Source organism: Blastococcus sp. SYSU D00820, assembly GCF_054050695.1.
The window spans coordinates 71851-96447 of sequence record NZ_JBJGZW010000018.1 but is presented as its reverse complement, the minus strand read 5'-3'; the positions used below and the strand labels follow the sequence as shown (position 1 = coordinate 96447).

General features: G+C 75.6%; 24 protein-coding genes. 6 read left to right on the top strand and 18 right to left on the bottom strand.

What is annotated here, in order from left to right; genetic code table 11:
- Window positions 1-30 precede the first annotated feature (30 nt).
- Complete coding sequence (gene pruA, locus ACI79R_RS17785) at window positions 31-1656, bottom strand: L-glutamate gamma-semialdehyde dehydrogenase (protein WP_456574985.1); 1626 nt, start codon at window positions 1654-1656, stop codon at window positions 31-33.
- 11 nt (window positions 1657-1667) lie between these two features.
- Window positions 1668-2600 carry a proline dehydrogenase family protein gene (locus ACI79R_RS17780; protein ID WP_456574984.1) on the bottom strand — a complete coding sequence of 311 codons (933 nt, stop codon included), beginning with the start codon at window positions 2598-2600 and terminating at the stop codon, window positions 1668-1670.
- A gap of 113 nt (window positions 2601-2713) precedes the next feature.
- Between ACI79R_RS17780 and ACI79R_RS17775 the strand changes: the two genes are divergently transcribed.
- Window positions 2714-3328: a biliverdin-producing heme oxygenase gene (locus ACI79R_RS17775; protein WP_456574983.1), complete on the top strand. Its 615-nt coding sequence runs from the start codon at window positions 2714-2716 to the stop codon at window positions 3326-3328.
- Window positions 3325-5652, top strand: a complete 2328-nt coding sequence (locus tag ACI79R_RS17770) for a SpoIIE family protein phosphatase (protein ID WP_456574982.1) — start codon at window positions 3325-3327, stop codon at window positions 5650-5652. Before ACI79R_RS17775 ends, ACI79R_RS17770 begins: the two co-directional genes overlap by 4 nt.
- Here the strand turns inward: ACI79R_RS17770 and ACI79R_RS17765 are convergent.
- The 4 genes from ACI79R_RS17765 to idi all read right to left on the bottom strand — a co-directional run bounded on the left by ACI79R_RS17765 (window position 5649) and on the right by idi (window position 8218).
- Window positions 5649-5933 carry a hypothetical protein gene (locus ACI79R_RS17765; RefSeq protein ID WP_456574981.1) on the bottom strand — a complete coding sequence of 95 codons (285 nt, stop codon included), beginning with the start codon at window positions 5931-5933 and terminating at the stop codon, window positions 5649-5651. The two genes, ACI79R_RS17770 and ACI79R_RS17765, sit on opposite strands and share 4 nt — an antisense overlap.
- Window positions 5930-6709 (bottom strand): SDR family NAD(P)-dependent oxidoreductase, encoded by a 780-nt coding sequence (locus ACI79R_RS17760; RefSeq protein ID WP_456574980.1) that lies wholly within the window; start codon window positions 6707-6709, stop codon window positions 5930-5932. The genes ACI79R_RS17765 and ACI79R_RS17760 overlap by 4 nt, the downstream gene beginning before the upstream one ends.
- Window positions 6710-6787: 78 nt before the next feature.
- Window positions 6788-7576: a polysaccharide deacetylase family protein gene (locus tag ACI79R_RS17755; RefSeq protein ID WP_456574979.1), complete on the bottom strand. Its 789-nt coding sequence runs from the start codon at window positions 7574-7576 to the stop codon at window positions 6788-6790.
- Window positions 7577-7675: 99 nt separating this feature from the next.
- Entirely contained in the window at window positions 7676-8218 is a 543-nt protein-coding gene (gene idi, locus ACI79R_RS17750; RefSeq protein WP_456574978.1) for an isopentenyl-diphosphate Delta-isomerase, read from the bottom strand.
- A gap of 60 nt (window positions 8219-8278) precedes the next feature.
- On the opposite strand from idi, the gene ACI79R_RS17745 reads away from it, so the two are divergent.
- The gene (locus tag ACI79R_RS17745) at window positions 8279-9112 is read left to right on the top strand and encodes an alpha/beta fold hydrolase (RefSeq protein ID WP_456574977.1); all 834 of its coding nucleotides are present in this window, start codon (window positions 8279-8281) and stop codon (window positions 9110-9112) included.
- A gap of 31 nt (window positions 9113-9143) precedes the next feature.
- Here ACI79R_RS17745 and ACI79R_RS17740 read toward each other — a convergent pair whose 3' ends face one another.
- The 8 genes from ACI79R_RS17740 to ACI79R_RS17705 form a co-directional block, all read right to left on the bottom strand.
- Window positions 9144-10331 (bottom strand): NAD(P)/FAD-dependent oxidoreductase, encoded by a 1188-nt coding sequence (locus ACI79R_RS17740; protein WP_456574976.1) that lies wholly within the window; start codon window positions 10329-10331, stop codon window positions 9144-9146.
- On the bottom strand, window positions 10328-11629 hold the full coding sequence (locus ACI79R_RS17735) for an FMN-binding glutamate synthase family protein (RefSeq protein ID WP_456574975.1): 1302 nt from the start codon (window positions 11627-11629) through the stop codon (window positions 10328-10330). Before ACI79R_RS17735 ends, ACI79R_RS17740 begins: the two co-directional genes overlap by 4 nt.
- Window positions 11630-11640: 11 nt before the next feature.
- Window positions 11641-12354: a GltB/FmdC/FwdC-like GXGXG domain-containing protein gene (locus ACI79R_RS17730; protein ID WP_456574974.1), complete on the bottom strand. Its 714-nt coding sequence runs from the start codon at window positions 12352-12354 to the stop codon at window positions 11641-11643.
- Window positions 12342-13235: a hypothetical protein gene (locus ACI79R_RS17725; protein ID WP_456574973.1), complete on the bottom strand. Its 894-nt coding sequence runs from the start codon at window positions 13233-13235 to the stop codon at window positions 12342-12344. The genes ACI79R_RS17730 and ACI79R_RS17725 overlap by 13 nt, the downstream gene beginning before the upstream one ends.
- Window positions 13236-13252: 17 nt before the next feature.
- Complete coding sequence (gene glnT, locus ACI79R_RS17720; RefSeq protein WP_456574972.1) at window positions 13253-14626, bottom strand: type III glutamate--ammonia ligase; 1374 nt, start codon at window positions 14624-14626, stop codon at window positions 13253-13255.
- Window positions 14627-14919: 293 nt separating this feature from the next.
- Window positions 14920-15900 carry a heme-dependent oxidative N-demethylase family protein gene (locus tag ACI79R_RS17715; protein WP_456574971.1) on the bottom strand — a complete coding sequence of 327 codons (981 nt, stop codon included), beginning with the start codon at window positions 15898-15900 and terminating at the stop codon, window positions 14920-14922.
- On the bottom strand, window positions 15897-16877 hold the full coding sequence (locus tag ACI79R_RS17710) for a PDR/VanB family oxidoreductase (RefSeq protein ID WP_456574970.1): 981 nt from the start codon (window positions 16875-16877) through the stop codon (window positions 15897-15899). Before ACI79R_RS17710 ends, ACI79R_RS17715 begins: the two co-directional genes overlap by 4 nt.
- A complete protein-coding gene (locus ACI79R_RS17705) occupies window positions 16874-17386 on the bottom strand; it encodes a dimethylamine monooxygenase subunit DmmA family protein (RefSeq protein WP_456574969.1) in 513 nt (170 codons plus the stop codon). The genes ACI79R_RS17710 and ACI79R_RS17705 overlap by 4 nt, the downstream gene beginning before the upstream one ends.
- Window positions 17387-17515: 129 nt before the next feature.
- On the opposite strand from ACI79R_RS17705, the gene ACI79R_RS17700 reads away from it, so the two are divergent.
- Both ACI79R_RS17700 and ACI79R_RS17695 read left to right on the top strand, forming a co-directional pair.
- Complete coding sequence (locus ACI79R_RS17700; protein WP_456574968.1) at window positions 17516-18130, top strand: helix-turn-helix domain-containing protein; 615 nt, start codon at window positions 17516-17518, stop codon at window positions 18128-18130.
- A gap of 48 nt (window positions 18131-18178) precedes the next feature.
- Window positions 18179-19534, top strand: coding sequence for an MFS transporter (locus ACI79R_RS17695; protein ID WP_456574967.1), 1356 nt, complete (start codon window positions 18179-18181; stop codon window positions 19532-19534).
- A gap of 63 nt (window positions 19535-19597) precedes the next feature.
- On the opposite strand, the gene ACI79R_RS17690 is transcribed toward ACI79R_RS17695, so the two are convergent.
- Together ACI79R_RS17690 and ACI79R_RS17685 are read right to left on the bottom strand one after the other, a co-directional pair.
- A complete protein-coding gene (locus tag ACI79R_RS17690) occupies window positions 19598-20938 on the bottom strand; it encodes an ammonium transporter (RefSeq protein ID WP_456574966.1) in 1341 nt (446 codons plus the stop codon).
- Between the two features lie 122 nt (window positions 20939-21060).
- On the bottom strand, window positions 21061-21420 hold the full coding sequence (locus ACI79R_RS17685) for a hypothetical protein (protein ID WP_456574965.1): 360 nt from the start codon (window positions 21418-21420) through the stop codon (window positions 21061-21063).
- Between the two features lie 180 nt (window positions 21421-21600).
- Here ACI79R_RS17685 and ACI79R_RS17680 point away from each other — a divergent pair, with 180 nt between their 5' ends.
- On the top strand, window positions 21601-22701 hold the full coding sequence (locus ACI79R_RS17680; protein WP_456574964.1) for an NAD-dependent epimerase/dehydratase family protein: 1101 nt from the start codon (window positions 21601-21603) through the stop codon (window positions 22699-22701).
- Here the strand turns inward: ACI79R_RS17680 and ACI79R_RS17675 are convergent.
- Together ACI79R_RS17675 and ACI79R_RS17670 are read right to left on the bottom strand one after the other, a co-directional pair.
- A complete protein-coding gene (locus ACI79R_RS17675) occupies window positions 22698-23315 on the bottom strand; it encodes a PaaI family thioesterase (RefSeq protein ID WP_456574963.1) in 618 nt (205 codons plus the stop codon). The genes ACI79R_RS17680 and ACI79R_RS17675 overlap by 4 nt on opposite strands.
- On the bottom strand, window positions 23308-24462 hold the full coding sequence (locus ACI79R_RS17670) for an acyl-CoA dehydrogenase family protein (protein ID WP_456574962.1): 1155 nt from the start codon (window positions 24460-24462) through the stop codon (window positions 23308-23310). Before ACI79R_RS17670 ends, ACI79R_RS17675 begins: the two co-directional genes overlap by 8 nt.
- Between the last annotated feature and the right edge of the window lie 135 nt (window positions 24463-24597).

Here is a 24597-nt window from a genome sequence, read left to right as displayed (position 1 = left end):
GGCAGCGTTCTCCGCGCCGTGGCACTCCGCTCAGCGCATGTGGGGGTAGGTGTGGTCGGTCGGCGGCACGAACGTCTCCTTGATCGTGCGGGCCGACGTCCAGCGCAGCAGGTTCTGGGCCGCGCCGGCCTTGTCGTTGGTGCCCGAGGCCCGGCCGCCGCCGAAGGGCTGCTGGCCCACGACGGCGCCGGTCGGCTTGTCGTTGACGTAGAAGTTGCCCGCGGCGAACCGCAGCACCCGCTGGGCGTGAGCGATCGCGGCGCGGTCCCGGGCGATCACCGCGCCGGTCAGCGCGTAGGGCGCCACCGACTCCAGCTGCGTCAGGACGGCGTCGTAGTCGGCGTCGTCGAACACGTGCACCGCCAGCACCGGCCCGAAGTACTCGGTGGTGAACACCTCGTGCTCCGGGTCGGTGCCCTCCACGATCGTCGGCCGCACGAACCAGCCCTCGGCGTCGTCGCAGCTGCCGCCGGCGACCACCGTCAGCGCGTCGTCGTCCCGCGCGCGGTCCAGCACCCGCGCCAGCTTGTCGAACGCCCGCCGGTCGATGACCGCGCCGAGGAAGTTCGCGAAGTCGGTGACGTCGCCCATCGGCAGCGCCTCGGTGCGGTCGACGAGGTCGTCGCGCAGCCGGGTCCACACGCTGCGGGGCACGTAGGCCCGGGACGCCGCGGAGCACTTCTGCCCCTGGTACTCGAAGGCGCCGCGGATCAGCGCGGTGCGCAGCACGTCGAGGTCGGCCGAGGGGTGGGCCACGACGAAGTCCTTGCCGCCGGTCTCCCCCACGATCCGGGGATAGGTGCGGTAGCCGGCGATGTTCTCCCCCACCGTGCGCCACAGGCGCTGGAAGACCGCGGTCGAGCCGGTGAAGTGGATGCCGGCGAGGTCGCGGTCGGCGAGGACGACGTCGGAGACCGCCGCCCCGTCCCCGGTCACCATGGTGATCACCCCCGGCGGCAGCCCGGCCGCCTCGAGCAGCTGCACGAGGAAGTGCGCGGCGAACTGCTGCGTGGGCGCCGGCTTCCAGACCACCGTGTTGCCCATCAGCGCCGGCGCGGTGGGCAGGTTGCCGGCGATCGCGGTGAAGTTGAACGGCGTGACCGCGTAGACCACGCCCTCCAGCGGCCGGTGGTCGGTGCGGTTCCAGCTGCCCGGCGCCGACTCGGGCTGCCCGGCCAGCACCTCGCGGGCGAAGTGCACGTTCCAGCGCCAGAAGTCGACCAGCTCGCAGGCGCTGTCGATCTCCGCCTGGGCGACGGTCTTGCTCTGGCCGAGCATCGTCGCGGCGTTGAGCGTCTGGCGCCACGGACCGGCCAGCAGGTCCGCGGCGCGGAGGAACACCGCGGCGCGGTCGTCGAACGCCAGGTCGCGCCACGCCGGCGCCGCGGCCTTCGCGCAGCGCAGCGCCTCCTCGGCGTCGGCGTGCGTGGCGTGCGCCCCGGTGCCGAGGACGGCGGCGTGCCGGTGCGGCTGGACGACGTCGAAGCGCTCGCCCCCGCCCAGCCGTCGGCGGCCGCCGAGGTCCATGGTCAGCTCCACCGGCTCGGCGGCGAGCTCGGCCAGCCGGATCTGCAGCTCGGCCCGCTCCGGCGAGCCGGGCGCGTAGGTGAGCACCGGCTCGTTGCGCGGCGGGGGCACGCGGGTGACGCCGTCCACGGGGACCTCCCTCAGGTCGTGGGCACCAGGGCACGCAGGAAGAAGCGCAGGTTGGCCGGCCGCTCGGCCAGGCGGCGGGCGAAGTAGCCGTACCAGTCGCGGCCGTAGGGCACGTAGGCGCGCACCCGGACGCCGGCGGCGGCCAGCCGGCGCTGCTCGTCGGTGCGGACGCCGTGCAGCATCTGCACCTCCCAGGAGTCCGGCGCGCGCCCGCACTCGGCGGCCAGCCGGCCGGCGATGCCGAGCAGCACCGGGTCGTGGCTGCCGACCATCGGGTACCCGGGCCCGCGCATCAGGACGCCGAGGCAGCGGGCGTAGGCGGCGTCGACCGCCCGGCGCCCCTGGAAGGCCACCGACGGCGGCTCGTCGTAGGCGCCCTTGACCAGCCGCACCCGCGAGCCGGGCACCGCCAGCGCCCGGACGTCGTCGAGCGTGCGGTGCAGCGCCGCCTGCAGCGCCACGCCGGTGGCCGGGTGCTCCCGGCGCAGCTCGGCGAGGACGGCGAGCGTGGCGCCGACGGTCGACGACTCCTCCATGTCCAGGGTGACCGTCGTGCCCAGGGCGGTGGCCGCCGCCACGACCGGGCGCACCAGGTCGAGGGCGAGGTCGGTGCCACCGGGCAGCGCGCGGCCGAACGCCGACAGCTTCACCGACACCTCCGCCGCCGGGCCGAGACCGAGCGGGGCCAGGCCCTCGAGCAGCGCGAGGCAGGCGTCGCGGGAGCGGCGCGCCTCGGCCGGGTCGGTGACGTCCTCGCCGAGGTGGTCGAGGGTCACCGCGATGCCCTCGCCGGTCACCCGGCGGACGACGGCCAGCGCCTCCTCCAGCGTCTCGCCGGCCACGAACCGGTCCACCACCGCACGGGTGACCGGCCAGCCGGTGACCGCGCGGCGCAGCGCCGGGCGGCGCGCGGCGGCCAGCAGCAGGGTGCGCGTCGACGGCATCCCGGCCTCCGGGGGTGCGGGGGGGTCCATGGTGCGCCGGATCGCGCGCTGTCCGCTCGCCGGCGGGCGCGGTGACCTACCCTCGGATGCAGATGCGTGCGGGAGGAGAGGCGTTGCCTCGAGATGCGGGGGGCGACGCCGACGTCCTCACGGTGCTGCGGTCCGCGACGGCCGCCGAGCACCAGCGGGTGGAGGACACCCTCGGCCTGATGGACCCGGAGATCACCCGGGACCGGCTGGTCGACGTCCTCGGCGGGATGCACGCCTTCTGGCGGGCCGCCGAGGACGGGCTCGACGCCTGGGCGCGGCGCTGCCCGGCCGACGCCGCCGTCCTCGACTGGGCGCGCCGCCGCCGGTCCGCCCTGTTCGCCGCCGACCTGCAGGCGCTCGGCGCCGGTGCCGACGACGGCGCGCGGCCGGAGCTGCCGGAGGTGCCCACCACCGACGACGCGCTGGGCCGGCTCTACGTGCTCGAGGGCTCCACCCTCGGGGGCACCTTCATCGACCGGCACCTGGCCGCGCTGCCGCACCTGGCGCCGGGCACCCGGCTGGGCGCCTTCTCCCCCTACGGCCCGGAGACCGGCGCCATGTGGCACGCCTTCCGCCGGGTCACCCGGGAGCACGTCGCCGCCGGCGGGGACGCCGGGCGCGTGGTCGCCGCCGCGCGGGAGACGTTCACCGTGCTCGCCGACTGGTGCGAGGGCGCGGTGCAGGGGACGCGCGGGTGAGCCATCCGGACGTCGACGTCGACCTGCTGCCCCCGGGCACCCCGATCGACCTGTCGAACTGCGAGCGCGAGCCGATCCACGTGCCCGGCAGCGTGCAGCCGCGCGGGGTGCTGCTGGCGGTGCGCGAGCCCGAGGGCGTCGTCGAGCAGGTCTCGGAGAACCTGGCCGGCCTGATCGGCGTCCCGTGGCGGGAGGCGCTGGGCCGGCCGCTGGCCGAGGTGCTGGGCGTGCCCGCGGCCGAGGCGGTCCTCCGCTCCGCCAGCGCGTTCGGCGACCTGCGGGAGCGCAACCCGGTCGAGCTGACATTGGAGGTCGACGGCAGCCCCGTGCCGGTCGACGCGATCCTGCACCGGGCGCTGCTGCGCTCCACCGCGGCCGGCGACGAGGTGCCGGCGACCGACCTGGTCATCGAGCTGGAGCCGGCTCACGGGCCGCGGCCGTTCTCCTTCCCGAACACCTACCAGGCGGTGCGCAGCACCGTCGGCGAGCTCAACCGGGCCAGCACGCTGCAGGAGCTCTACGACATCACCGCCCGCGCGGTGCGCACGCTGACCGGCTTCGACCGGGTGATGGTCTACCGCTACGACGCCGACTACAACGGCGAGGTCGTCGCCGAGGCCAGGGCCCCGCACCTCAACTCCTTCCTCGGCCTGCACTACCCGGCCTCGGACATCCCGGCGCAGGCCCGCGCGCTGTACGAGAAGAACTGGATCCGGCTGATCTCGGACGTCGACTACGTCCCCTCCCCCCTGCAGCCGGCCGCCCACCCGGCCACCGGCGCGCCGCTGGACCTCACCTACTCGACGCTGCGCAGCGTCTCCCCGATCCACCTCGAGTACCTGCGCAACATGGGCGTGCGCGCCTCGATGTCGATCTCGCTGCTGCGCGACGACCGGCTGTGGGGGCTCATCGCCTGCCACCACTACGACGGTCCGCACGCCCCGCCGTTCGCCACCCGCGCGGCGGCGGAGTTCCTCGGCTCCACCCTGTCGCTGCGGCTGGTCGACCGCGCCTCGGAGGAGGAGGTCGCCCGCGCCCTGCAGGTCCGCTCGACCCTGGCCTGGCTGACCGCCGCCACCCTCGACGAGGACCGCCCCCTCGCCGACACCCTGCTGGGCAGCCCGAACCTGCTGGACCTGCTGCCCGCCGACGGGGTCGCGGTGCGCCTGCAGGGCAGCACCGGCTGCAGCGGAGCGCCCCTGCCCGAGGGGCTGGCCGAGGCGATCGCGGCCTGGGCGGCGGCCACCGGCGAGGACGTCGTCGCCACCGACTCGCTGGCCGCCCTGGCACCGGAGCTCGACGCCCCCACCGACGTCGCCTGCGGGGTCCTGGTGCTGCCGCTCCCCGAGGGCCAGTACCTGCTGTGGCACCGCGGCGAGTCGGTGCAGCACATCGACTGGGGCGGCGATCCGCACAACAAGGCGATCGCCGAGCTCGAGGGCGACGAGGTGCGGCTGTCCCCGCGCAAGTCCTTCGAGCGCTGGCGGGAGACGGTGCGCGGCCGGTCCGAGGCGTGGACGCCGCAGCAGGTCGCCGAGGCCACCGAGCTGCGCACCCACCTGCTGGAGGCGCTCTACGCCCGCTCCCGCAGCATCGTCCGCGCCGCCGAGACCCTGCAGCGCAGCCTGCTGTCCGAGCCGCCGGCGCCCGACGGGCTGCAGATCGCCGTCCGCTACGTGCCGGCGACGCGGGAGGCCCAGGTCGGCGGCGACTGGTACGACGTCTTCGTCCAGCCCGACGGGTCGACGGTGTTCGTCATCGGCGACGTCGTCGGCCACGACATCGCCGCCGCGGCGGACATGGCGCAGCTGCGCGGACTGCTGCGCGGCATCGCCTTCGACAACGCCGAGGGCCCGGCCCGGGTGCTGTCCCGGCTGGACGCCGCGATCGAGGGACTGCGGCTGGGCGCGATGGCGACCGTGCTGGTCGGCCGGCTGGAGCAGACCGACGCCGAGCGCGCCGCCGGGGTCACCCGGCTGCGCTGGTCCAGCGCCGGGCACCTGCCGCCGGTCGTCACCGACCCCGACGGGCGGGCCACGGTGCTCACCGGCGAGCGCCCCGGCCTGCTGCTGGGCGTCGCCCCGGGGATGGCCCGCCGCGACGAGGAGACGGTGCTCCGCTCCGGCTCGACGGTGCTGCTCTACACCGACGGCCTGGTCGAGCGCCGCGACCAGGGCTTCGACGAGGGCGTCGACCGGCTGGCCGGCGCCCTCCCCGAGCTGCGCGATCTGCCGGTCGAGCAGCTGTGCGACGCGCTGCTCGACCGGCTGGTGCCGCAGGCCGCCGAGGACGACGTCGCGCTGGTGGCCGTCCGGCTCGGCTAGGGGTTCGAGAACTCCGCCGACAGCCCGTCGCCCTGGTCGCCGCCCTCGGCCGGCAGCGGGGCCTCGTCCTCCGCGGCGCGCACCTGCGCCTCGACGTCCTCCCCGCCGGCGGGGGCGCCGGTGCCCTGGGTGAGCTCGCCGAGCAGCCGCTCCTCGTCGGGGCGCAGGTCGCCGGCGCCCAGGTGGTCGCCGGGCTCGCCGGCGTCGGAGCCGGTCGCCATGGCCGACTCCAGCTCGGTGTCGAGGGCGGGGTCCTCCCCCGGGGTGCTCACGTCGCTCACCGCGGGAAGTTGGGCTCGAGCCGCGGCACGATCTGCATCTCCGGCACGAACGCCGACGGGTGCAGCGTGACCAGCGTGCGGACCATCTCGGCCACCGCGGCCGGCGGCATCATGAGGTGGGAGGGGATGCCCCACTGCTCCATCATCGGGGTGTCCATCGCGGCCGGGATGACGCTCTGCACCCGGCACGGGAAGGGCCGCTCGGTGCCGTCGTCGGCCTTCACGGCCTTCTCGCGCAGCTCCCGCTGGATGCACTTGGTGGCGTTGAGGAAGCCGGCCTTGGAGCCGTTGTAGGCGATCGCGCCGCTGCCGGAGGTGATCGCCGACAGCGACACGATGTGCACCACGTCGGCGGTGCGCCCCTCGGGCAGGTGCTGCACCCGCTTCATGAACTCGCTGGTCAGGAAGACCGGGCCCTCGCAGTTGACCGCCATGACCCGCTGGTAGTCGGCCAGGTCGATGTCGGTGATGTAGCCCGGCCGGTCGATGCCGGCGACGTTGACCAGGATGTCGAAGGCGTCGCCGTGCTGGTCGAACAGCTGCGCCACGACCGCGCGCCGGCTGGCGTCGTCGGTCACGTCGAGCGCGACCACGTCGGCCTTGCCGCCGGCCTCGCCGACCAGCTCGGCGGTGCGCTCGCTGCCGGCCTGGTCGATGTCGGCCACCGCCACGTGCGCACCGGCCTCGGCCAGCGCGACGCACGTCGCCCGGCCCAGCCCGCTGGCGCCCCCGGTCACCAGGGCGACCCGCCCGTCCAAGGCCCCGCTCGCGGCCATCCACGCCTCCCTCTCGAAGATCACGTACGTCGCCGACAGCCTCTCCCGAGATCGACCCGGCCGCAGGTCGAGGCGGGGTCAGCGGGGCCGGGCCCACACGTCGGCGAGGGTGACCGTCTCCAGGCCCCGCTCGTCGAGGACGCCGAGCAGCTGGTCGTAGACGGTGGTGACGGTCGGGTGGTTGGCGTGCCCGATGACGATCGACTGGGCGACCATCCACCGCCGCGCGGCGGCCATGAGCTCGTCGGCGGTGATCAGCCGGCCGTCGTCCAGGGTGCCGTTCCACATGACCGTGGTGGGGTGCCCGGCGTCGGCGGCGATCGCGTCGACCCGCGCGTCGTGCGCGCCGTACGGCGGCCGGAAGAACGGCGTGTCCGCGCCGAACGTCCGCCGGAGGAAGTCGCGGTTGCGGCCGATCTCGTCGGCCACGGCCGCGTCGTCCAGCGTGGTGAGGTCGGGATGGGACCAGGTGTGGTTGCCGAGCGCGATCTGCCCGGACTCCACCAGCGGGCGCAGCGCCCGGGCGTTGTCGGTCCAGGAGCCGTACCGGCCGTTGGGGAAGAACGTCATCCGGACGCCGGTGTCGCGGGCCAGCTGGACGAAGGCGGCGACCACCTCGGTGCTCACGCCGTCGTCGACGGTCAGCGCCAGCCGGGAGCCGGCGCCGGGCAGCCGGTCGACGACGCCCAGCGGCGGCGGGACGGTGCCCGGGGGCTGCACCGCCCGGGCCGCGGCGGGCACCGCCGGCGCGGGTGTCGCCGCCGGGACGGGGGCAGGGTCCTCGGCAGCGAGCTGCGTCGCGCCGCGCCCCACGGCGGTACCGGCCAGGCCGGCGGCCAGGAACATCAGGAAACGTCGGCGCTCCACCCGGCGGAAGCTAGGGCGGCGGTCCGGCGCGTCCCCGGCAGCGACACCAGCGCCCCCGCGCGGCCCTCACGCTGGGTCGCGCTCCGGCTACGTCGCAGCTCAGGCGGCCGGGAGCAGCCCCGCCTGCTCGATCAGCCGGGCCTGCTCCCGGCACCACGGGCTCCACGCGTCGCCCTCGGTCTCCTGCCGGCGCCGGAACGCCGCCCAGTCCAGCAGCTCCCACGCGCCGACCTCGGTCGGGTCGGGCGCCACCTCCCCGGCGTACCGGCCGAGGTAGACCGGGCAGACCTCGTTCTCCACCACGCCGCGGAACTCCGCGCGGTAGCGGTAGCCGGGCAGCGCCGGGCGGAGGTCGGCCACGGTCAGGCCGAGCTCGTAGCCGGCGCGGCGGGCGATCGCGGCGGCGTCGTCCTCCCCGGGGCCGGGGTGGCCGCAGACGGTGTTGGTCCACATGCCGGGGAAGGTCTGCTTGCCGTCGGCGCGGCGGGTGACCAGCAGCCGGCCGGCGTCGTCGAACAGGTACGCGGAGAAGGCGCGGTGCAGCGGCGTCTCGCCGTGGTGCACTAGCGGCTTGGGCATCGTGCCGATCGCCGTCCCGTCGTCGTCGACCAGCACGATCAGTTCTGCCGCGGGCGCCGTCACGCCCCCATCGTCCCCGACCGTGACCCGGCGCGCTGGCGGCGGACCGGGCAGAGTGGTGCGGTGGACAGCTTCCGACGCGACGGCATGGTGTTCGACGTCCGGGACGGCGGCCCGGCCGACGGTGAGCCGGTGGTGCTGCTGCACGGCTTCCCGCAGGACTCCGGCGCCTGGGACCGCATGGCACCGGTGCTGCACGGCGCCGGCCTGCGCACCCTCGCCCCCGACCAGCGCGGCTACTCCCCCAGCGCCCGGCCGGGGGGACGCGGCGCCTACCGGCTGCGCGAGGTCGCCGGCGACGTGCTGGCGCTGCTGGACGCCGCCGGGCTGGAGAGCGCGCACGTGGTGGGCCACGACTGGGGCGGGATCGTCGGCTGGGCGCTGGGCGCCTGGTACCCCGAGCGGCTGCGCACGCTGACCGCCCTGTCGGTGCCGCACCTCGCGGCGATGAGCAAGGCGATGGTGACCAGCGACCAGGCCCTGCGGTCGAGCTACATCGGCTTCTTCCAGCTGCCCGTCGTCCCGGAGCGGTTGCTGCTGGCCGGCGGCGGCGCGGCGCTGCGCCGCATGCTGCTGCGCGGCGGGCTGCCCGAGGAGCTGGTCGACCGGTACGTGCGGCGCATGCGCGAGCCGGGCGCGCTGACCGCCGCGCTGAACTGGTACCGGGCCCTGCCGCTGGGCGTGCGCGACCCGGTGGGCCGGGTGCGGGTGCCCACGCTGCACGTGTGGAGCACCGGCGACACCTTCCTCGGCCGGACGGCGACCGAGGCGACGGCGCAGTACGTGACCGCCCCCTACACGCTCGAGGTGCTGGAGGGCGTGACGCACTGGATCCCCGAGCTGGCCGCCGAGCGCACCGCGGAGCTGGTCATCGCCCACACCCGCAGTGGAGTGTGAGGGGCGAGGTTTCCTCGCCCTGCGCACTCCGCTAGCGCATCTGGCCGGCGCCGGCGTACGGGTACGGGCTGGTCAGCAGCGCGCCCTCGGCGAACCGGGACAGCCGGAAGTCCGACTCCGGCACGTCGGCGTCCGAGCTCTTCCCGTCGACGACGAGGTCGGCGACCAGCCGGCCCACCGCCGGGGAGATCTTGAACCCGTGCCCGCTGAAGCCGGCGGCGGCGATCAGCCCCTCGACCGGCGTCTCGGAGATGACCGGGTTGAAGTCGGGCGTGACGTCGTAGCAGCCGGCGTAGGTGCTGGCCACCGCCGCGTCGTCGAGCCCGGGGAACCGGTGCGCGATCTTGCCGACCGCCATCTCGAGGAAGTCCCCGGTGGCCCGGTCGAGGTAGTGGTCGGGGTCGGCCGGCTCCAGCTCGGCGAGGTCGCTGTTGCCGAAGAGCAGCTGCCCGCCGGTCTCGGGGCGGATGTACTGCAGCGACACCAGGTCGGAGAAGACCGGCACGTCGCCGACGTCGAGCCCCGGGTCCAGCAGCACGATCGCCTCGCGGTGCACGGTGATCGGCAGGTCGATGCCGTGCGCGGCCAGCAGCGGCACCGACCACGGGCCGGCGGCGACCACCACGGTGCCCGCGGCGATCGTCGTCCCGTCGGCGAGGCGGACGCCGGTGGCCCGGCCCCCGGAGACGAGCACCTCGGTGACGGTCGTCCCCTGCCGGATGCGGACGCCGTCGCGCCGGGCGGCCGCGGCGAAGGCCTGGGCGGTCGAGTAGGCGTCGCCGTAGCCACCGCGCGGCTCGTAGCCGAACGCGGCGAAGTCCGACAGGTCGGCGGCCGGCCACAGCGCGGCGACCGTGGCGGCGTCGACCTCCTCGGTCCGCACCCCGACGGCACGCTGGCCGGCCAGGCTGGCCCGCAGCGCCCCGACGTCGGCCTCCCCCACACCGACCACGTAGCCGGTCTGCCGGAAGCCGATGTCGGTGCCGAGCAGCTCCTCGGCCCGCTCGAAGACCTCGAGGCCGTGGTTGGCCATCGCGGCCAGCGAGGTCACGCCGTAGTGGCAGCGGACGATGCCGCTGGACTTGCCGGTCATGCCCGAGCCGACGGTGTCCCGCTCGCAGACGACGACGTCGGTCACGCCGCGGGCGGCCAGCGCCCACGCGGTGGCCGCGCCCTCCAGCCCGCCGCCGACGACGACCACGTCCGCGCTGCTGGTCACAGGGAGCGCCCCGGGATCCACGACGTGCCGGCCAGCGGCACCCGCGCCATCGCGGCGGCCTCGATGGTCAGCGCGACGAGGTCCTCGGGCTCCAGCGAGTGCAGGTGCGCCTTGCCGCAGGCGCGGGCGATGACCTGCGCCTCCATCGTCATGACGCGGATGAAGTTGGCCAGCCGGCGGCCGCCGACGACCGGGTCGAGCCGGGCGGCGAGCTCGTCGTCCTGGGTGGTGATGCCGGCCGGGTCGCGGCCGGCCTGCCAGTCGTCGTAGAAGCCGGCCGCCGAGCCCAGGGCCCGGTACTCCTCGTCCAGGTGCGGGGAGTTGTCGCCGAGGGCGATCAGCGCCGCGGTGCCGATGGCCACGGCGTCGGCGCCGAGCGCCATGCACTTGGCCAGGTCGGCGCCGCTGCGGATGCCGCCGGAGACGATCAGCTGCACCCGCCGGTGCAGCCCCTCCTCCTGCAGGGCCTGCACCGCCTGCGGCAGCGCGGCGAGGGTCGGGATGCCGACGTGCTCGATGAAGACGTCCTGGGTGGCCGCCGTCCCGCCCTGCATGCCGTCGAGCACGATGACGTCGGCGCCGGCCTTGGCCGCCAGCTTGACGTCGTAGTAGGTGCGGCTGGCGCCGATCTTGACGTAGACCGGCTTCTCCCAGTCGGTGATCTCCCGCAGCTCCCGGATCTTGATCTCCAGGTCGTCGGGACCGGTCCAGTCGGGGTGCCGGCAGGCGCTGCGCTGGTCGACGCCCATCGGCAGGGTGCGCATGCCGGCCACCCGCTCGGTGATCTTCTGGCCCAGCAGCATCCCGCCTCCGCCGGGCTTGGCCCCTTGGCCGAGCACCACCTCGATGGCGTCGGCGGCCCGCAGGTGGTCGGGGTTCATGCCGTAGCGCGAGGGCAGGTACTGGTAGACGAGGTGCTTGGACTGGCCGCGCTCCTCCGGCGTCATCCCGCCGTCGCCGGTGGTGGTCGACGTCCCGACCTCGCTGGCGCCCCGGCCGAGGGCCTCCTTGGCGCGGCCGGACAGCGCGCCGAAGCTCATCCCGGCGATGGTCACCGGGGTGGACAGGTGCAGCGGGTAGGTGGCGTTGCGGTCGCCGAGGACGACGTCGGTGTCACACCGCTCGCGGTAGCCCTCCAGCGGGTAGCGGGACATGCTCGCGCCGAGGAAGAGCAGGTCGTCGAAGTGCGGCACCTTGCGCTTGGCGCCGCCGCCGCGGATGTCGTAGATGCCGGTCTCGGCGGCGCGCTGGATCTCGGCGATGGTGGAGCGGTCGAAGGTCGCGGATTCACGGAGCACGGGTCGTCCCCTCAGTACGCCGAGGCGTGGTCGATCGAGAAGTTGTAGAGCTGACGGGCCGAGCCGTACCGGCGGAAGTCGCGGGGGTCGGCGTCCAGGCCCGCGGCCGCGAGCAGCCCGGTGAGCTCGGCGAGGTGCTCGGCGCGGACCTCCTTCTCGACGCAGTCGGCGCCCAGGCTCTTCACCGAACCGGCCACGTAGATCCGGGCCTCGTAGAGCGAGTCACCCAGCGCGTCGCCGGCGTCGCCGCAGACGACCAGCCGGCCGGCCTGGCCCATGAACGCGCTCATGTGCCCGACGTCGCCGCCGACGACGATGTCCACGCCCTTCATCGAGATGCCGCAGCGGGCCGCGGCCGAGCCCTCGACCACCAGCAGCCCGCCGTGCGCGGTGGCGCCGGCCGACTGCGAGGCGTTGCCGCGCACCCGCACGGTGCCGCTCATCATGTTCTCGGCCACGCCCACCCCGGCGTTGCCGTGCACGGTGACCGAGGCGGTCTTGTTCATGCCGGCGCAGTAGTAGCCGACGTGCCCGTCGACCTCCACCGTCACGTCGGCGTCCAGGCCGACGGCGATGCTGTGCCGGCCGTCGGGGTGCGTGACCCGCCAGACCGGCGACTTGTCGGCCACGTCGAGGGCGTGCAGGGCGGCGTTCAGCTCCCGCACCCCGGAGACCGACAGGTCCACCACCGCCGGCTCCACGGCGGTCTCCGTCAGCGCTGCCATGCGTACACCTCTTCCGGCTCGGGCTCGAAGATGCGGGCGGTCTCGATGCCGGGCAGGCCGGCCAGGGCGCGGTACTCCGACGCCATCGCGACCCACTGCGGGGTCTCGGCGACCACGGCGGGCTTGCAGGCGATCGCGTCGCGGACCACCGCGAAGCTGTCCCGGGTGCTGACCAGCAGCGTGTAGAAGCCGTCGAACCGCTCGCACAGCAGCTTCAGCGACTTCTCCAGGTCGTACCCGGCGGCCAGCTGGGCGGCGACGAAGCGGGCGCCGACCTCGGAGTCGTTGTCGCTGTCGAACACCGCGCCGCCGGCGACCAGCTCGCGGCGGATCGTGGCGTGGTTGGCGAAGGAGCCGTTGTGCACCAGGCACTGGTCGGCGCCGACCGAGAACGGGTGGCAGTGCGCCGGGGTGACGGCGGACTCGGTGGCCATCCGGGTGTGCGCCACGCCCTGCCAGCCCTGCGCCCGCGCCAGGCCGAACTCGGCGGCCAGCGTCTGCGGGTGGCCGACGCCCTTGAGGACGGCGACGTCGGGGCCCTGCCCGATCACCAGGGCGCCGGGCACCGCGGTGCGGACGGCGGCCACCAGGGCGTCGACGTCGGCGGCGGCGTGCACCACCAGCGTCTGGCCGGCGTCGACCACCTGGACATCGGTGAGCACCGCGCGGACGGCGTCGCGCACGTGGTCCGCCGTCCGGCCGCCGGGCAGGAGCGAGACGGTGGCACGCCCCTCGGGCGACCAGCGCGGATCCCCGTAGACGGCGACGCCGGCGGAGTCCGGTCCGCGCTCGGTGACCTGGCACAGCATCCCGGTCAGCAGCTCGCCGAGCCGGGGGTACAGCGAGGGCTCCCGCAGGTGGAGCCCGACGATCCCGCACATGTCGTCCCTCTCCCGTCTCAGAAGGCGGTCACGTAGCGGTCGACCTCCCAGGGGGTCACCTGCCCGTGCCACTCGAAGAACTCGTCGCGCTTGAGCCCGGCGAAGTAGGCGCAGACGCCGGGCCCGGCCGCGTCGAGGGCGCCGGCGACGACCGGATCGGCCTCCAGCGCCTCGACCGCGTGCAGCAGCGTCGGCGGCAGCGGCGCGCTGCTCGTCGTCCCCGGGTCGCCGGGGTCCAGCCCGCGGACGACGCCGTCCAGCCCGGCGGCCAGCGCCGCGGCGACCGCGAGGTAGGGGTTGGCCGAGCCGTCGCCGCCGCGCAGCTCCACCCGGTTGCCGTCGGGGACGCGCAGCAGGTGGGTGCGGTCGTTGCCGCCGTAGGTGGCGGTGCGCGGCGACCAGGTGGCGCCCGAGCGGGGGTTGGCCGCGCCGGTGCGCTTGTAGGAGTTGACCGTGGGGCCGAGCACCGCCTGCAGACCGCACGCGTGCTCGAGCAGGCCGGCGACGAAGGAGTACGCCAGCGGCGACAGCCCCAGCCCGCGCGCGTCGGCGCCCTCGGGGAAGGCCGGGGCGCCGTCCCGCCACAGCGACAGGTGCAGGTGCAGGCCGCTGCCGGTGCGGTCGGTGAACGGCTTGGGCATGAACGTGGCGGTCATGCCGCGCTGCTCGGCCATGACCGAGAGCAGGTACCGCAGGGTCACCACCCGGTCGGCGGTGGTCAGCGCGTCGGCGTAGGCGAAGTTCTGCTCGAACTGGCCGTTGCCGTCCTCGTGGTCGTTGGCGTAGTTGCCCCAGCCCAGGCCGTTCATCGCCCGCGAGACGGCGGTGAGGTGGTCGTACATGCGGGTCAGGCCGCGGGCGTCGTAGCAGGGCCGGGCGGCGGTGTCCCTGGTGTCGGCCGGGGCGAGCGCGCCGTCGGGACCGCGGGCGACCAGGAAGTACTCGACCTCGGCGCCGACCATGAGCTCCAGGCCCTGCGCTGCGGCGCGGGCCAACTGCTCCTTGAGGATCACCCGCGGCGCGTACGGCCAGGGCCGGCCCTCGACGTGCGGATCACAGTGCACGATCGCCAGGCCCGGCTGGAGGAAGGGCACCGGCATGTAGGACGTCGGGTCCGGCACCGCCATGACGTCGGGGTCCCTGGGCTCCTGGCCCAGCGCGCCGACGGCGTAGCCGGCGAACCCGACGCCGTCGGTCTGCAGCTCCTCGACGGCCTCGATCGGCACCAGCTTGGCGCAGGGCTTGCCGACCAGGTCGACGAAGAGCGCCATGACGAACTCGATGCCGTCGGCGCGGGCGCGGGTGGCCAGGTCCGGCACGGTGCCGGGCACGGGGTCGAGGGCGGGCAGCCCGGCGCGCGCCGGCGCGGGCGGTGCGGCGGTGATCGACACGGGATCCTCCTGGCGGGTCGTCCACTGATGTGAACCGCTGTCACCTCAGAGGAAACCCGTCCGGCGTTACCGCGCGGTTTCCGGCGCGGGGAGATCTGGTTGCCCGTCGTCCCGCCGTCCGCAGCGCGCCGACGCCGGCCGCACCCACCCGCAGTGCGTGCGTTCCTCGCGCATCGCGGGCGCTGCAGCACCGGCAGTGCACGAGCAGCACCGGCGATCCCGCCACCCGCCCCGGCGCGCCTGGGGCCGACCTCGCGCTCCGGCAGCGCGAGCAGCACCCCGGGAGCGGCTGCTCAGCCGGCGCGCAGCCAGTCCACCGCGGCGCCGCGCAGCCGGGTCAGCCCCTTGTAGTCGGCCATGTCGTCGGGCAGCTCGGCCAGCACCTCGCCCAGCCGCCGGCGCCACTCCGGCACGGCGGCCAGCTCCCGCAGCGACACCAGGTACGTGCGGATGAGGAAGCAGACGGCGTTCGAGACGCCGAGCCGCAGCAGGTGCTGCACCTCGACCCGCAGGTGCAGCCGGTCGGGCAGCGCCGGGTCGGCGGCGATCCCCCAGCGCTGCGGCGCCCACTCCGACCGGGCCTCGGTGGAGGTGTCCAGCCGCCGGTCGACCGTCATCGACCAGTTGGTGCGGCGGTAGGCCTCGCCCGGCTGCAGCCGCATGAGGAACTGCTCGGCCCGGGTGATGACGCCGGTCTCGTGCACCCGCGGCACCGGCCCGTGCACCTCGCGGAAGCGCATGCCGACGTCGAAGCCCATCGACCAGTCGGCGGCGAAGGTGACCAGCCCGGCGTCGGCCCACAGCGAGCCCTCGCGCTGGTCGAGCAGGACGACGTCCTCCTGCACCTGGCTGCCGAGGAAGAACAGCGGACCGCCGGGCAGCGAGTCGTCGTCACCCACCCGGAAGCTGGTCGAGGTGCCGATCAGGTCGTTGCGCCAGTACCAGCGGTCGCCGCGCTCGGCCAGCGACATGACGCCGGGATGGGCGGCGGCCAGCTCCGGCAGCAGGGTGGTCAGCGCGTCCCAGGCGGCGATCCGCATGTGCGGCAGCTCCGCGCAGCGCGTCGGGTCGGCGGCGAGCACCTCCCGGCGCAGCGCCAGCTCGGCGGCGCACTCGTCGTCGACGTCGAGCAGCCGGGCACCCCAGCTCCCGGCCGCCGTGGCCACCGGCCGGCGCGCCGGCTCCACGTTGGTCGAGTACCGGTAGGCGTCGGCCGCGAACGGGAAGGGGAAGCGGGCCAGCCGCGCCGAGACGCGGGGCAGCGAGGTGGTCACAGGTCCAGCTCCAGTTCGTCGTCCAGGCTGCGGGAGACGCAGCACATGACCGCGTCGCCGGCGGCACGCTCGGCCTCGGACAGGTAGAGGTCGCGGTGCAGGGGACGGCCGGCGGTGACCGGCACCCGGCACTCGCCGCAGACGCCCTGCCGGCACATGCTCGGGACGGCGACGCCCGCACCCTCCAGCGCCGCCAGCAGGCTCGTGCCCGCGGGCACCGCCACCGCCGCGCCGGAGCGGGCCAGCCGCGCGGTGAACGGCCGGCCGGGGTCGAGGTCGGCGGCGGCGAAGCGCTCGGCGTGCACCCGCTGCTCGGGCCAGCCCAGCGCGGCCGCGGTCTCCTCGACGAAGGCGATCAGCGGCGCCGGCCCGCAGACGTACACGTGCGTGCCGATCGGCTGGTCGGCCAGCGCGGCGCGGACGACGTCCCGGAGCTCCGCGGTGGACTCGTGCACCGACACCCGGTCGCCGCACAGCGCGGCCAGCTCCGCCACGTGCGCCCCGGCGCCGGGCCGGTGCCCGTAGAGCAGCCGGAACGACCGCGACCACCGGACCGCGGCGCGGGCGTGCGACAGCAGCGGGGTGATCCCGATGCCGCCGGCCACCAGCAGGGAGTGCCGCGCGGTCGAGACCGGCGCGAAGGCGCTGCGCGGCCCCGCCGCGGCGACCAGGTCGCCCACCGCCAGCCGGTGCACCGCGGCCGAGCCGCCCGCGCCGTCGGGACACAGCAGCACCGAGATGCGGTACTCCGCCGCCGGGCTGCCGTCGCCGGTGAGCGAGTAGGCGTTGCGCCGCTCCCCCAGCGTCAGCACCAGGTGGCTGCCGGGCGGATGGCCGGGCAGCAGCGCCCCGCCGGGGTCGCGCAGCGCCAGCGTGCGGATGCCGGGCGCAGCCTCGGCGACGGCGGCGACCTCGAGCACCCGGCCCGGCGCCTCCCCCGCGCCGGCCCGGGGTGCACCGGACAGGACGGCGGTCACGCCACCCCCGCGGCGTCCGGCGTCGACCCGAGGTAGGTGCCGGTCCGGCGCGAGACGTGGCCGTGCACCTGCAGCCGCCGCCCGCAGCCCGCGCAGGGCAGCTCGCCCCCGACGGGGACCGCCCGGTCGGTGGTGGTGCGGCAGTGCGCGCAGTGCACCCGCCGGCGCTCGGTGCTCGTGACGGCGACCCGGATCTCGGCGTCCAGCAGCCCCAGCCCGGTGACCACCGCCCGCGCGGCGAGGACGTCGACCTCCGGGCCGGCCAGCATCAGCCGCCAGCCCACCCGGGCCCGCGCCACCTGCCCGGCCAGCTCCGCCAGCGCGGCGTCGTCGGCGCGCTCGGCGGTCGAGACCGCGACCACCGACCCCGGCCGCGCCTGCTGCTCCCACTCGCGGACCACCGCCGCCCCGGCCGCGCCGAAGCCGACCAGGCTGACCGTGCGGCCGGCCGGGTCCACCGGCTCGGGCGCGGCCGGCCACCGCGGCACGCTGCTGTGCTGGGGGGTCATGGCCCTGCCTTCCCTGTCCACTGGCGGTGGACGGACGCTACGACCGGTGGACCCCCGAAGGGGTTACCGAGCCGTTACGTTCTCGTCGCCGCACCGTCCGGGGCCCGGTGCCGCACCTATGCTCGCCCGGTGGAGGTCTCCCCGGAGCACGTTCCGCACGACGACGTACCCAGCGGGCACCTCGAGGACGTCATCGCCCGGCGGGTGCGCGAGCTGCGGCTGGCCAAGGGCATCTCCCTGGCCGACCTCGCCCGGATCACGGGCATGAGCAAGGCGATGCTCTCCAAGATCGAGAACGCCCAGACCTCCTGCAGCCTGTCCAGCCTGGCGCGCCTGGCCGAGGGGCTGGCAGTGCCGGTCACCGCCCTGTTCCGCGGGGTGGACGCCGACCGCGAGGCGGTGTTCACCCCGGCCGGCCAGGGGGCGCGGATCGTGCGCCGCGGGAGCAACGTCGGCCACCTCTACCAGGTGCTGGGCACGCTGCGGGGCGAGCACAAGCGGCTGGAGCCGCTGCTGGTCACCCTCACCGAGGCCAGCGAGGTCTTCCCGCTGTTCCAGCACGCCGGAACCGAGTTCATCCACATGCTCGAGGGCGCGATGGTCTACGGCCACGGCGAGGCCCGCTACGAGATGCGGGCCGGCGACTCGCTGGTCTTCGACGGCGAGGGCCCGCACGGCCCGGCCGAGCTGCTGGAGCTGCCGATCCGCTTCCTCGCCGTCACCGGTTTCGGCCACGTGGTGTGACCGAACGCCTCGCGTGAGCCCGCGCCGCGCGGGGTAGCCAGCGCGGCCATGAGCCCCGACGCGACCGCCCCGGCCACCCGCGCCGAGCGCCTCGACCGGCTGCCCTTCACCCGCCAGCACGGCCGGCTGGTCGTCGGCTCCGGGGTGGGCTGGGCGCTGGACGCCATGGACGTCGGGCTCATCTCCTTCGTCATGGCCGCCCTCGCCGTGCAGTGGGGCCTCGGCGACACCGAGCTGTCGTGGATCGGCTCGATCGGCTTCGTCGGCATGGCACTGGGCGCCACCCTCGGCGGGCTGCTGGCCGACCGGTTCGGCCGGCGGCAGGTCTTCGCGGTCACCCTCCTGGTGTTCGGCGTGGCCACCGGTGCGGCCGCCCTCTCGTGGTCGGTCGCCTCGCTGCTGGTGTTCCGCTTCCTCATCGGGCTCGGCCTGGGCGCGGAGCTGCCGGTGGCCTCCACGCTGGTGAGCGAGTACGCCCCGGCCCGGCTGCGCGGCCGGGTGGTCGTCGCGCTCGAGGCGTTCTGGGCGGTCGGCTGGCTGCTCGCGGCGCTGATCGGCTACCTCGTGGTGCCCGCGTCGGCCGACGGCTGGCGGTGGGCGCTGGCCCTCGGCGCCGTTCCGGCGCTCTACGCCGTCGTCGTGCGGCGGGGGCTGCCGGAGTCGGTGCGGTTCCTGGAGCTGCGCGGCCGGGTGGAGGAGGCCGAGGCGGCGGTGCGCCGCTTCGAGTCCGCCGCGGGCGTGCCGGCGGTGCCGTCGCCGCCGCCGCGGCCGGTGCCCGCCCCCGGTCCGCGCGCCCTGTGGGCGCCGGGCACCCGCGGCCGGACGGCGGCGCTGTGGGCGGTCTGGTTCGGCATCAACTTCGCCTACTACGGCGCCTTCATCTGGCTGCCGAGCCTGCTGGTCGCCTCCGGCTTCTCGCTGGTCCGGTCCTTCGGCTACACGCTCGTGATCACCCTGGCCCAGCTGCCCGGTTACGCCGTGGCCGCGCTGCTGATCGAGCGCTGGGGGCGGCGGCGCACGCTCGTGGTGTTCCTGGCCGGCTCCGCGGTCGGGGCGGGGCTGTTCGCGCTGGCCGCCGGGGACACCGCCGTCCTGGTCACCGGCATGGTGCTGTCCTTCTTCAACCTCGGTGCCTGGGGCGCGGTGTACGCGGTGACCCCGGAGGTCTACCCGACCGCGTTGCGCGGCACCGGGGCCGGCGCGGCGGCCGGTTTCGGCCGGATCGCCTCCATCGCCGCGCCGCTGTGCGTGCCCCCGCTGCTGGACCTCGGCGGCACCGGGCTGGTGTTCGGCACCTTCGCCGCGGCGTTCGTGCTGGCCGCGATCGCCTCGTGGGCGCTGCCGGAGCTGCGCGGCCGGGCACTGGAGGAGTCGCCGGACCCCGCTCCCGTCGGCGTGCACTGAGCTGCCGACGGCCGGAGGCCGGCCCCGCGGGTGCGGGACCGGCCTCCGTCGTGCGACGTGGGGTCAGCCGGCCGGGGTCGCCTCGGTCCGGGTGATCCGCTCGGCCGAGGCGATGACCGCCTCCGGCGTCGGGCCGGCGCCGGGGGTGTGGATCTTCCCCTCGGCGTCGTAGGCCACCTCGGCGTGCTCCACCAGGTCCACGCCGCGGGCCTCGTCCTCCGCGGTCAGCCGCAGGCCCAGGGTCTTCTGCACCGCCAGGGCGATGAGCAGGGTGACGACGAAGGAGTAGCCGAGCACCGCCACCGCGGCGACCGCCTGCGTGCCGAGCAGGCCGAACCCGCCGCCGTAGAGGAGGCCGGCCCGGCCGCTGGGCGCCTCGGCGGTGCCGAGGAACCCGACCAGCAGCGTGCCGATCACGCCGCCGACGAGGTGGACGCCGACGACGTCGAGGGAGTCGTCGTAGCCGAACCGGTACTTCAGCGAGATCGCCAGCGGGCAGATCGCGCCGGCGATCGCGCCGACGGCGAGCGCCCCCAGCGGGCTGACCGCGCCGCAGGCGGGGGTGATGGCGACCAGGCCGGCGATCGCGCCGGACATGCCGCCGAGCGTGGTGGCGTGGCCGTCGCGCAGCCGCTCGACCAGCAGCCAGGCCAGCACCGCCGCGCAGGTGGCGTTGAAGGTGGTGAGCATGACGACCGACGCGCTGTTGCCGGCGGCCAGCGCCGAGCCGCCGTTGAAGCCGAACCAGCCGAACCACAGGATGCCGGCGCCGAGCGCGACCAGCGGCAGGCTGTTGGGGCGGGCCTGCCGCGGCCAGCCGGCGCGCTTGCCCACCACCAGGACGACGGCCAGCGCGCCGATGCCGGCGTTGATGTGCACCGCGGTGCCGCCGGCGAAGTCGACCGCGCCGAGGGTGTTGGCGATCCATCCGCCCTGCAGGCTGCCGTCGGGCGCGTCGAAGGCGAACACCCAGTGCGCGACCGGGAAGTAGACCAGCGCCGCCCACAGGCCGGCGAACACCAGCCACGGGCCGAAGCGCACGCGGTCGGAGACCGCCCCGGCGATCAGCGCGGTGGTGATGACGGCGAACAGCGCCTGGAAGACCGCGACCAGGGCCGGGGGGAGCGCCGCGCTCTCGTCGCCGGCGAGCAGGTCGCCGAGCCCCATGTGCTCGGTCACGTCGCCCAGCAGGCCCAGGCCGCCGTAGGAGTCGCCGAAGACGGCGGAGAAGCCGAACAGCGTCCAGAGGACGCCGACGACGGCGACGGCTCCGAACACCATCATGATCATGTTCAGGACCGAGCGGGAGCCGACCATGCCGCCGTAGAACAGCGCCAGGCCCGGGATCATGAGCGCGACCGCCATCGTGGCGGCGAGGATGAATGCGGTACTGCCGACGTCCACGGCGTTCCTCTCGTCTACTGGGAGTGGTCCCTGTCCCGTGGGAGTAGACGACGCAGACGTTGCCGCTGAGCGCCGGGAACGGTGACGTTCGTGTTGCGGTGCGCCCCCGCGGAGGCCCCGCGTCAGGCCGGGCCCGCGCCCCCGTCGTCGGGGACGACGGCGACCCGGACGGCGGCCTCGGGCACGCCGAGCCGCAGCGCGGTCTCCCGCGCGGCCGCGACGTCCTCGGCCGGGCCGGCGAGCATGAGGTCGCAGTCGTCACCGCCGGTGCGGGCGACCCAGCGCTCGAGTTCGGCGAGGGCCACCTCGTCGGCCCGCTGGGCGGCCGCCCAGCCGACCGGTGTGCCGGCCGGGATCTCGGCGAGCCAGCCGCGGACCACCCGCATCCCGCCCCGACCGATGCCGAGCATCCCGACCGGACGGCTGCCGGCGCGGTCGGGGTGGCGCTCGGTACGGGCGACGGCGGAGGAGCGGTGCGACATGGGGACTCCGGGGAAGCTCGGCCGCTGCTGGTCGGGCCACAGTAGGGCCCAAAGACCCGGTCGTGGTTACCGGATCGTTACATCCCCTCCCTCTCCGTGCCCACACCGGGGGGCCGGTTGTTTTCCGGGACCTGCCCCGGGGGCGGCGTGTCGCCGGGGACGCGCGGGTAGCGGCGGGGCATGCCTGAGCTCAGCCGCGACCACCTGCAGGGCCTCCGGATCGCCGTCACCGGCGCCAGTGGCAACGTCGGCAGCGCGCTGCTGCGGCGGCTGGCCGGCACCGGCGTCGCCGAGGTGCGCGGGCTGGCCCGTCGGCAGCCGCCGGAGGTGCCGCCCTACGACGGCGTGCGGTGGCACCTCGGCGACCTGGGCGAGACCGCGGTGGAGGAGGTGCTGCCGGCGTTCCTGGAGGGGGTCGACGCCGTCGTCCACCTGGCGTGGGCGCTGCAGCCCGGCCGCCACCCCGAGCAGCTGCACCGGGTCAACGTCGAGGGCACCGAGCGGCTGGCCCGCGCGGCCGCCGCCGCCGGGGTGGCGCAATTCGTGCACATGTCCTCCCTCGGCGCCTACGCTCCCGGCGCGCGCGGGCAGGCGGTGGCCGAGGACTGGCCGATCACCGGCATCCCGAGCTCCCAGTACAGCCGGGACAAGAGCCAGGCCGAGCGGGTCGTGCGGCAGGTGTTCGCCCGCTCGCCCGAGGTCACGCTCACCGTCGTCCGGCCGACCCTGGTGCTGCAGCCGCAGGCGGCCGGCGAGATCGGCCGCTACTTCCTCGGCCCGCTGCTCTACGGCGCGGCCCGGATGCTGCCGGCGTCGGTGACGCGGGTGGTGCCCCTCCCCCTGCCCGCCGTCCGGGTCGGCTTCGTGCACGCCGACGACGTCGCCGACGCCCTCGCGCGCATGCTCGACCGCCGTGCCCCCGGGCCGTTCAACCTCGCCGCCGAGCCCACCCTCGACGCCGCCGGCATCGCCCGCGCGCTCGGCGGCCGGCGGGTGCCGGTGCCCGCGGTGGCGCTGCGGACGGCGCTGTCGGCCGCCTTCCACGCGCACCTCGTGCCCACCGAGCCCGGCTGGCTCGACCTGGGCACCCAGGCGCCCGCGCTGGACACCACCCGGGCCCGCACGCTGCTGGACTGGACGCCGGCCCACCCCGGCGACGACGTGCTGGCCCAGTTCGTCCGGGCGCTGCTGGCCGGCACCGGCAGCGAGGGGCCGCTGCTCACCCCGGCCGGCGGGGAGCGGCTCGACCCCGCCGGCGACCCGGCGAACGCGCCGGGCTAGCCGGCCCGCGGCGCCACGAACAGGCCCTCGGCCTCGGCCAGCACGGTGCCCGGGGCCCCCTCGGCGACCAGCCGGGCGGTCGCCGAGGTGCGCCGCCCCTCGGTCTGGCCGACCTCGGCCGACAGCAGCAGCGGGACGCCGAGGCGGACCGGCCGGCGGTAGCGGACGGTCAGCGTCGCGGTCAGCCCACCCTGGCCGGACGCGCGCACCGCCCGCGCCAGCACGTGGTCCAGCAGCGTGGCCACCACCCCGCCGTGCACCAGGCCGGGTGGGCCCTCGTGCGGCTTCCCGACCGTCACCCGGCCGGTGGCCCGGCCGTCGGCGCCGGCGGCGGCCACCAGGGGCGGCGCGACCGGGCTGCCCGGCCCGTACACCGGGTTGTACCAGCGCTCGCCCCGCTCGGGGTCGTCGACCCGGGGGATCTCGTGCAGGTCCCGGCCGGTCACCCGCAGCCGGGCGGCCAGCTCCCGGGCGGTGGTGGCGGCCGCGGCGAGGTCGGCGTCGTCCACCTCGGTGCGGACGGCGGCGTCGACCAGCTCGCGCAGCGCCGCGCCGAGGTCGGCGACGGCGTCGCGGCGGGCGGCGCGCTGCTCCGGGCCCAGCGCCTCAGCCACGCGGCATGCCGGCCGCCCGGAGCAGGCCACCGCCGATGATCACCCGCTGCACCTCGCTGGTGCCCTCGTAGAGCCGGTAGAGCCGGGCGTCGCGGTAGAAGCGCTCGACCGGGGTGGTGCGCAGGTAGCCCAGCCCCCCGTGCACCTGGACGGCGCGGTCGGTGGCGCGGGCGACCATCTCGCTGCAGAAGAGCTTGGCCGAGGACGGCCCGATCGAGGTGTCGGCGCCGCTGTCGTAGGCGGCGGCCACCTCGCGCACCATCGCCCGGCCGGCCAGCAGCTCGGCGTGGGTGTCGGCGATCAGCGCCTGCACCAGCTGGAACCGGCCGATCGGCGCGCCGCCCTGCTTCGCGGTGGCCGCGTAGGCGACCGACTCGTCGAGCACCCGCTGCGCCATGCCGACGCAGAGCGCGGCGATGTGCAGGCGGCCGCGGGAGAGCACGGTGAGCGCCTTGCTGTATCCGCGGCCCTCCTCACCGACGAGGGCGTCGGCCGGCACGCGCACGTCGTCGAGGAACACCTCGGAGGTCCACGCCCCCGACTGGCCCATCTTCTTGTCGCGGGGGCCGAGGGTGAGCCCCGGGGCCGAGGCGTCGACGACGAAGCTGGAGATGCCCCGCCCGCCCTTCTCCGCGGGGTCGGTGCGGGCGAAGACGACGAACAGGTCGGCGATCGGGGCGTTGGTGATGTAGCGCTTGGCGCCGTTGAGCACCCAGGAGTCGCCGTCCCGGCGGGCGCTGGTGCGCAGCCCGGCGGGATCGGAGCCGGCCTCGGCCTCGGTGAGGGCGAAGGAGCCGATCAGCTCGCCGCTCGCCAGCCGCGGGAGGTAGGCCTTCTTCTGCGCGTCGCTGCCGAACCGCGCGATCACCTGGCCGGCGATGCCGTTGTTGGTGCCGAACAGCGAGCGGAACGCCGGGGTGGTGTAGCCGAACTCGAAGGCCAGCTCGACGTCCTCGGCCATCGTGACGCCCAGGCCGCCGTACTCCTCGGGCAGCGCGTAGCCGAACAGGCCCATCTCGGCCGCCGCAGCCCGCAGCTCCTCGGGGATGCGGTCGTCGAGGTCGATCTCCTCCTCGCGCGGGACCACCACCTCCCGCACCAGCTGGCGTACCGCGTCCCGGATCTGCTGGAAGTCCTCGGCGTCCACGACGCCATGGTGGCACCGCCGTCCACGACGCGATGGTGGCACCGCCCGGTACCGGAAGCTCTCCGCAACGGTGCGACCACTGCCAGTTGTGACCATGTCGGGCCCGGGCTAGCGTCGAGGGCGGCGTCCGGAACC

Excerpts from the sequence above, each read along its gene's own strand:
- ACI79R_RS17780 (WP_456574984.1), bottom strand. The coding sequence starts at position 2,600 with ATGCCGTCGACGCGCACCCTGCTGCTGGCCGCCGCGCGCCGCCCGGCG.
- ACI79R_RS17685 (WP_456574965.1), bottom strand. The coding sequence starts at position 21,420 with ATGTCGCACCGCTCCTCCGCCGTCGCCCGTACCGAGCGCCACCCCGAC.
- ACI79R_RS17730 (WP_456574974.1), bottom strand. The coding sequence starts at position 12,354 with ATGGCAGCGCTGACGGAGACCGCCGTGGAGCCGGCGGTGGTGGACCTG.
- ACI79R_RS17680 (WP_456574964.1), top strand. The coding sequence starts at position 21,601 with ATGCCTGAGCTCAGCCGCGACCACCTGCAGGGCCTCCGGATCGCCGTC.
- ACI79R_RS17705 (WP_456574969.1), bottom strand. The coding sequence starts at position 17,386 with ATGACCCCCCAGCACAGCAGCGTGCCGCGGTGGCCGGCCGCGCCCGAG.
- ACI79R_RS17760 (WP_456574980.1), bottom strand. The coding sequence starts at position 6,709 with ATGGCCGCGAGCGGGGCCTTGGACGGGCGGGTCGCCCTGGTGACCGGG.
- ACI79R_RS17725 (WP_456574973.1), bottom strand. The coding sequence starts at position 13,235 with ATGTGCGGGATCGTCGGGCTCCACCTGCGGGAGCCCTCGCTGTACCCC.
- ACI79R_RS17695 (WP_456574967.1), top strand. The coding sequence starts at position 18,179 with ATGAGCCCCGACGCGACCGCCCCGGCCACCCGCGCCGAGCGCCTCGAC.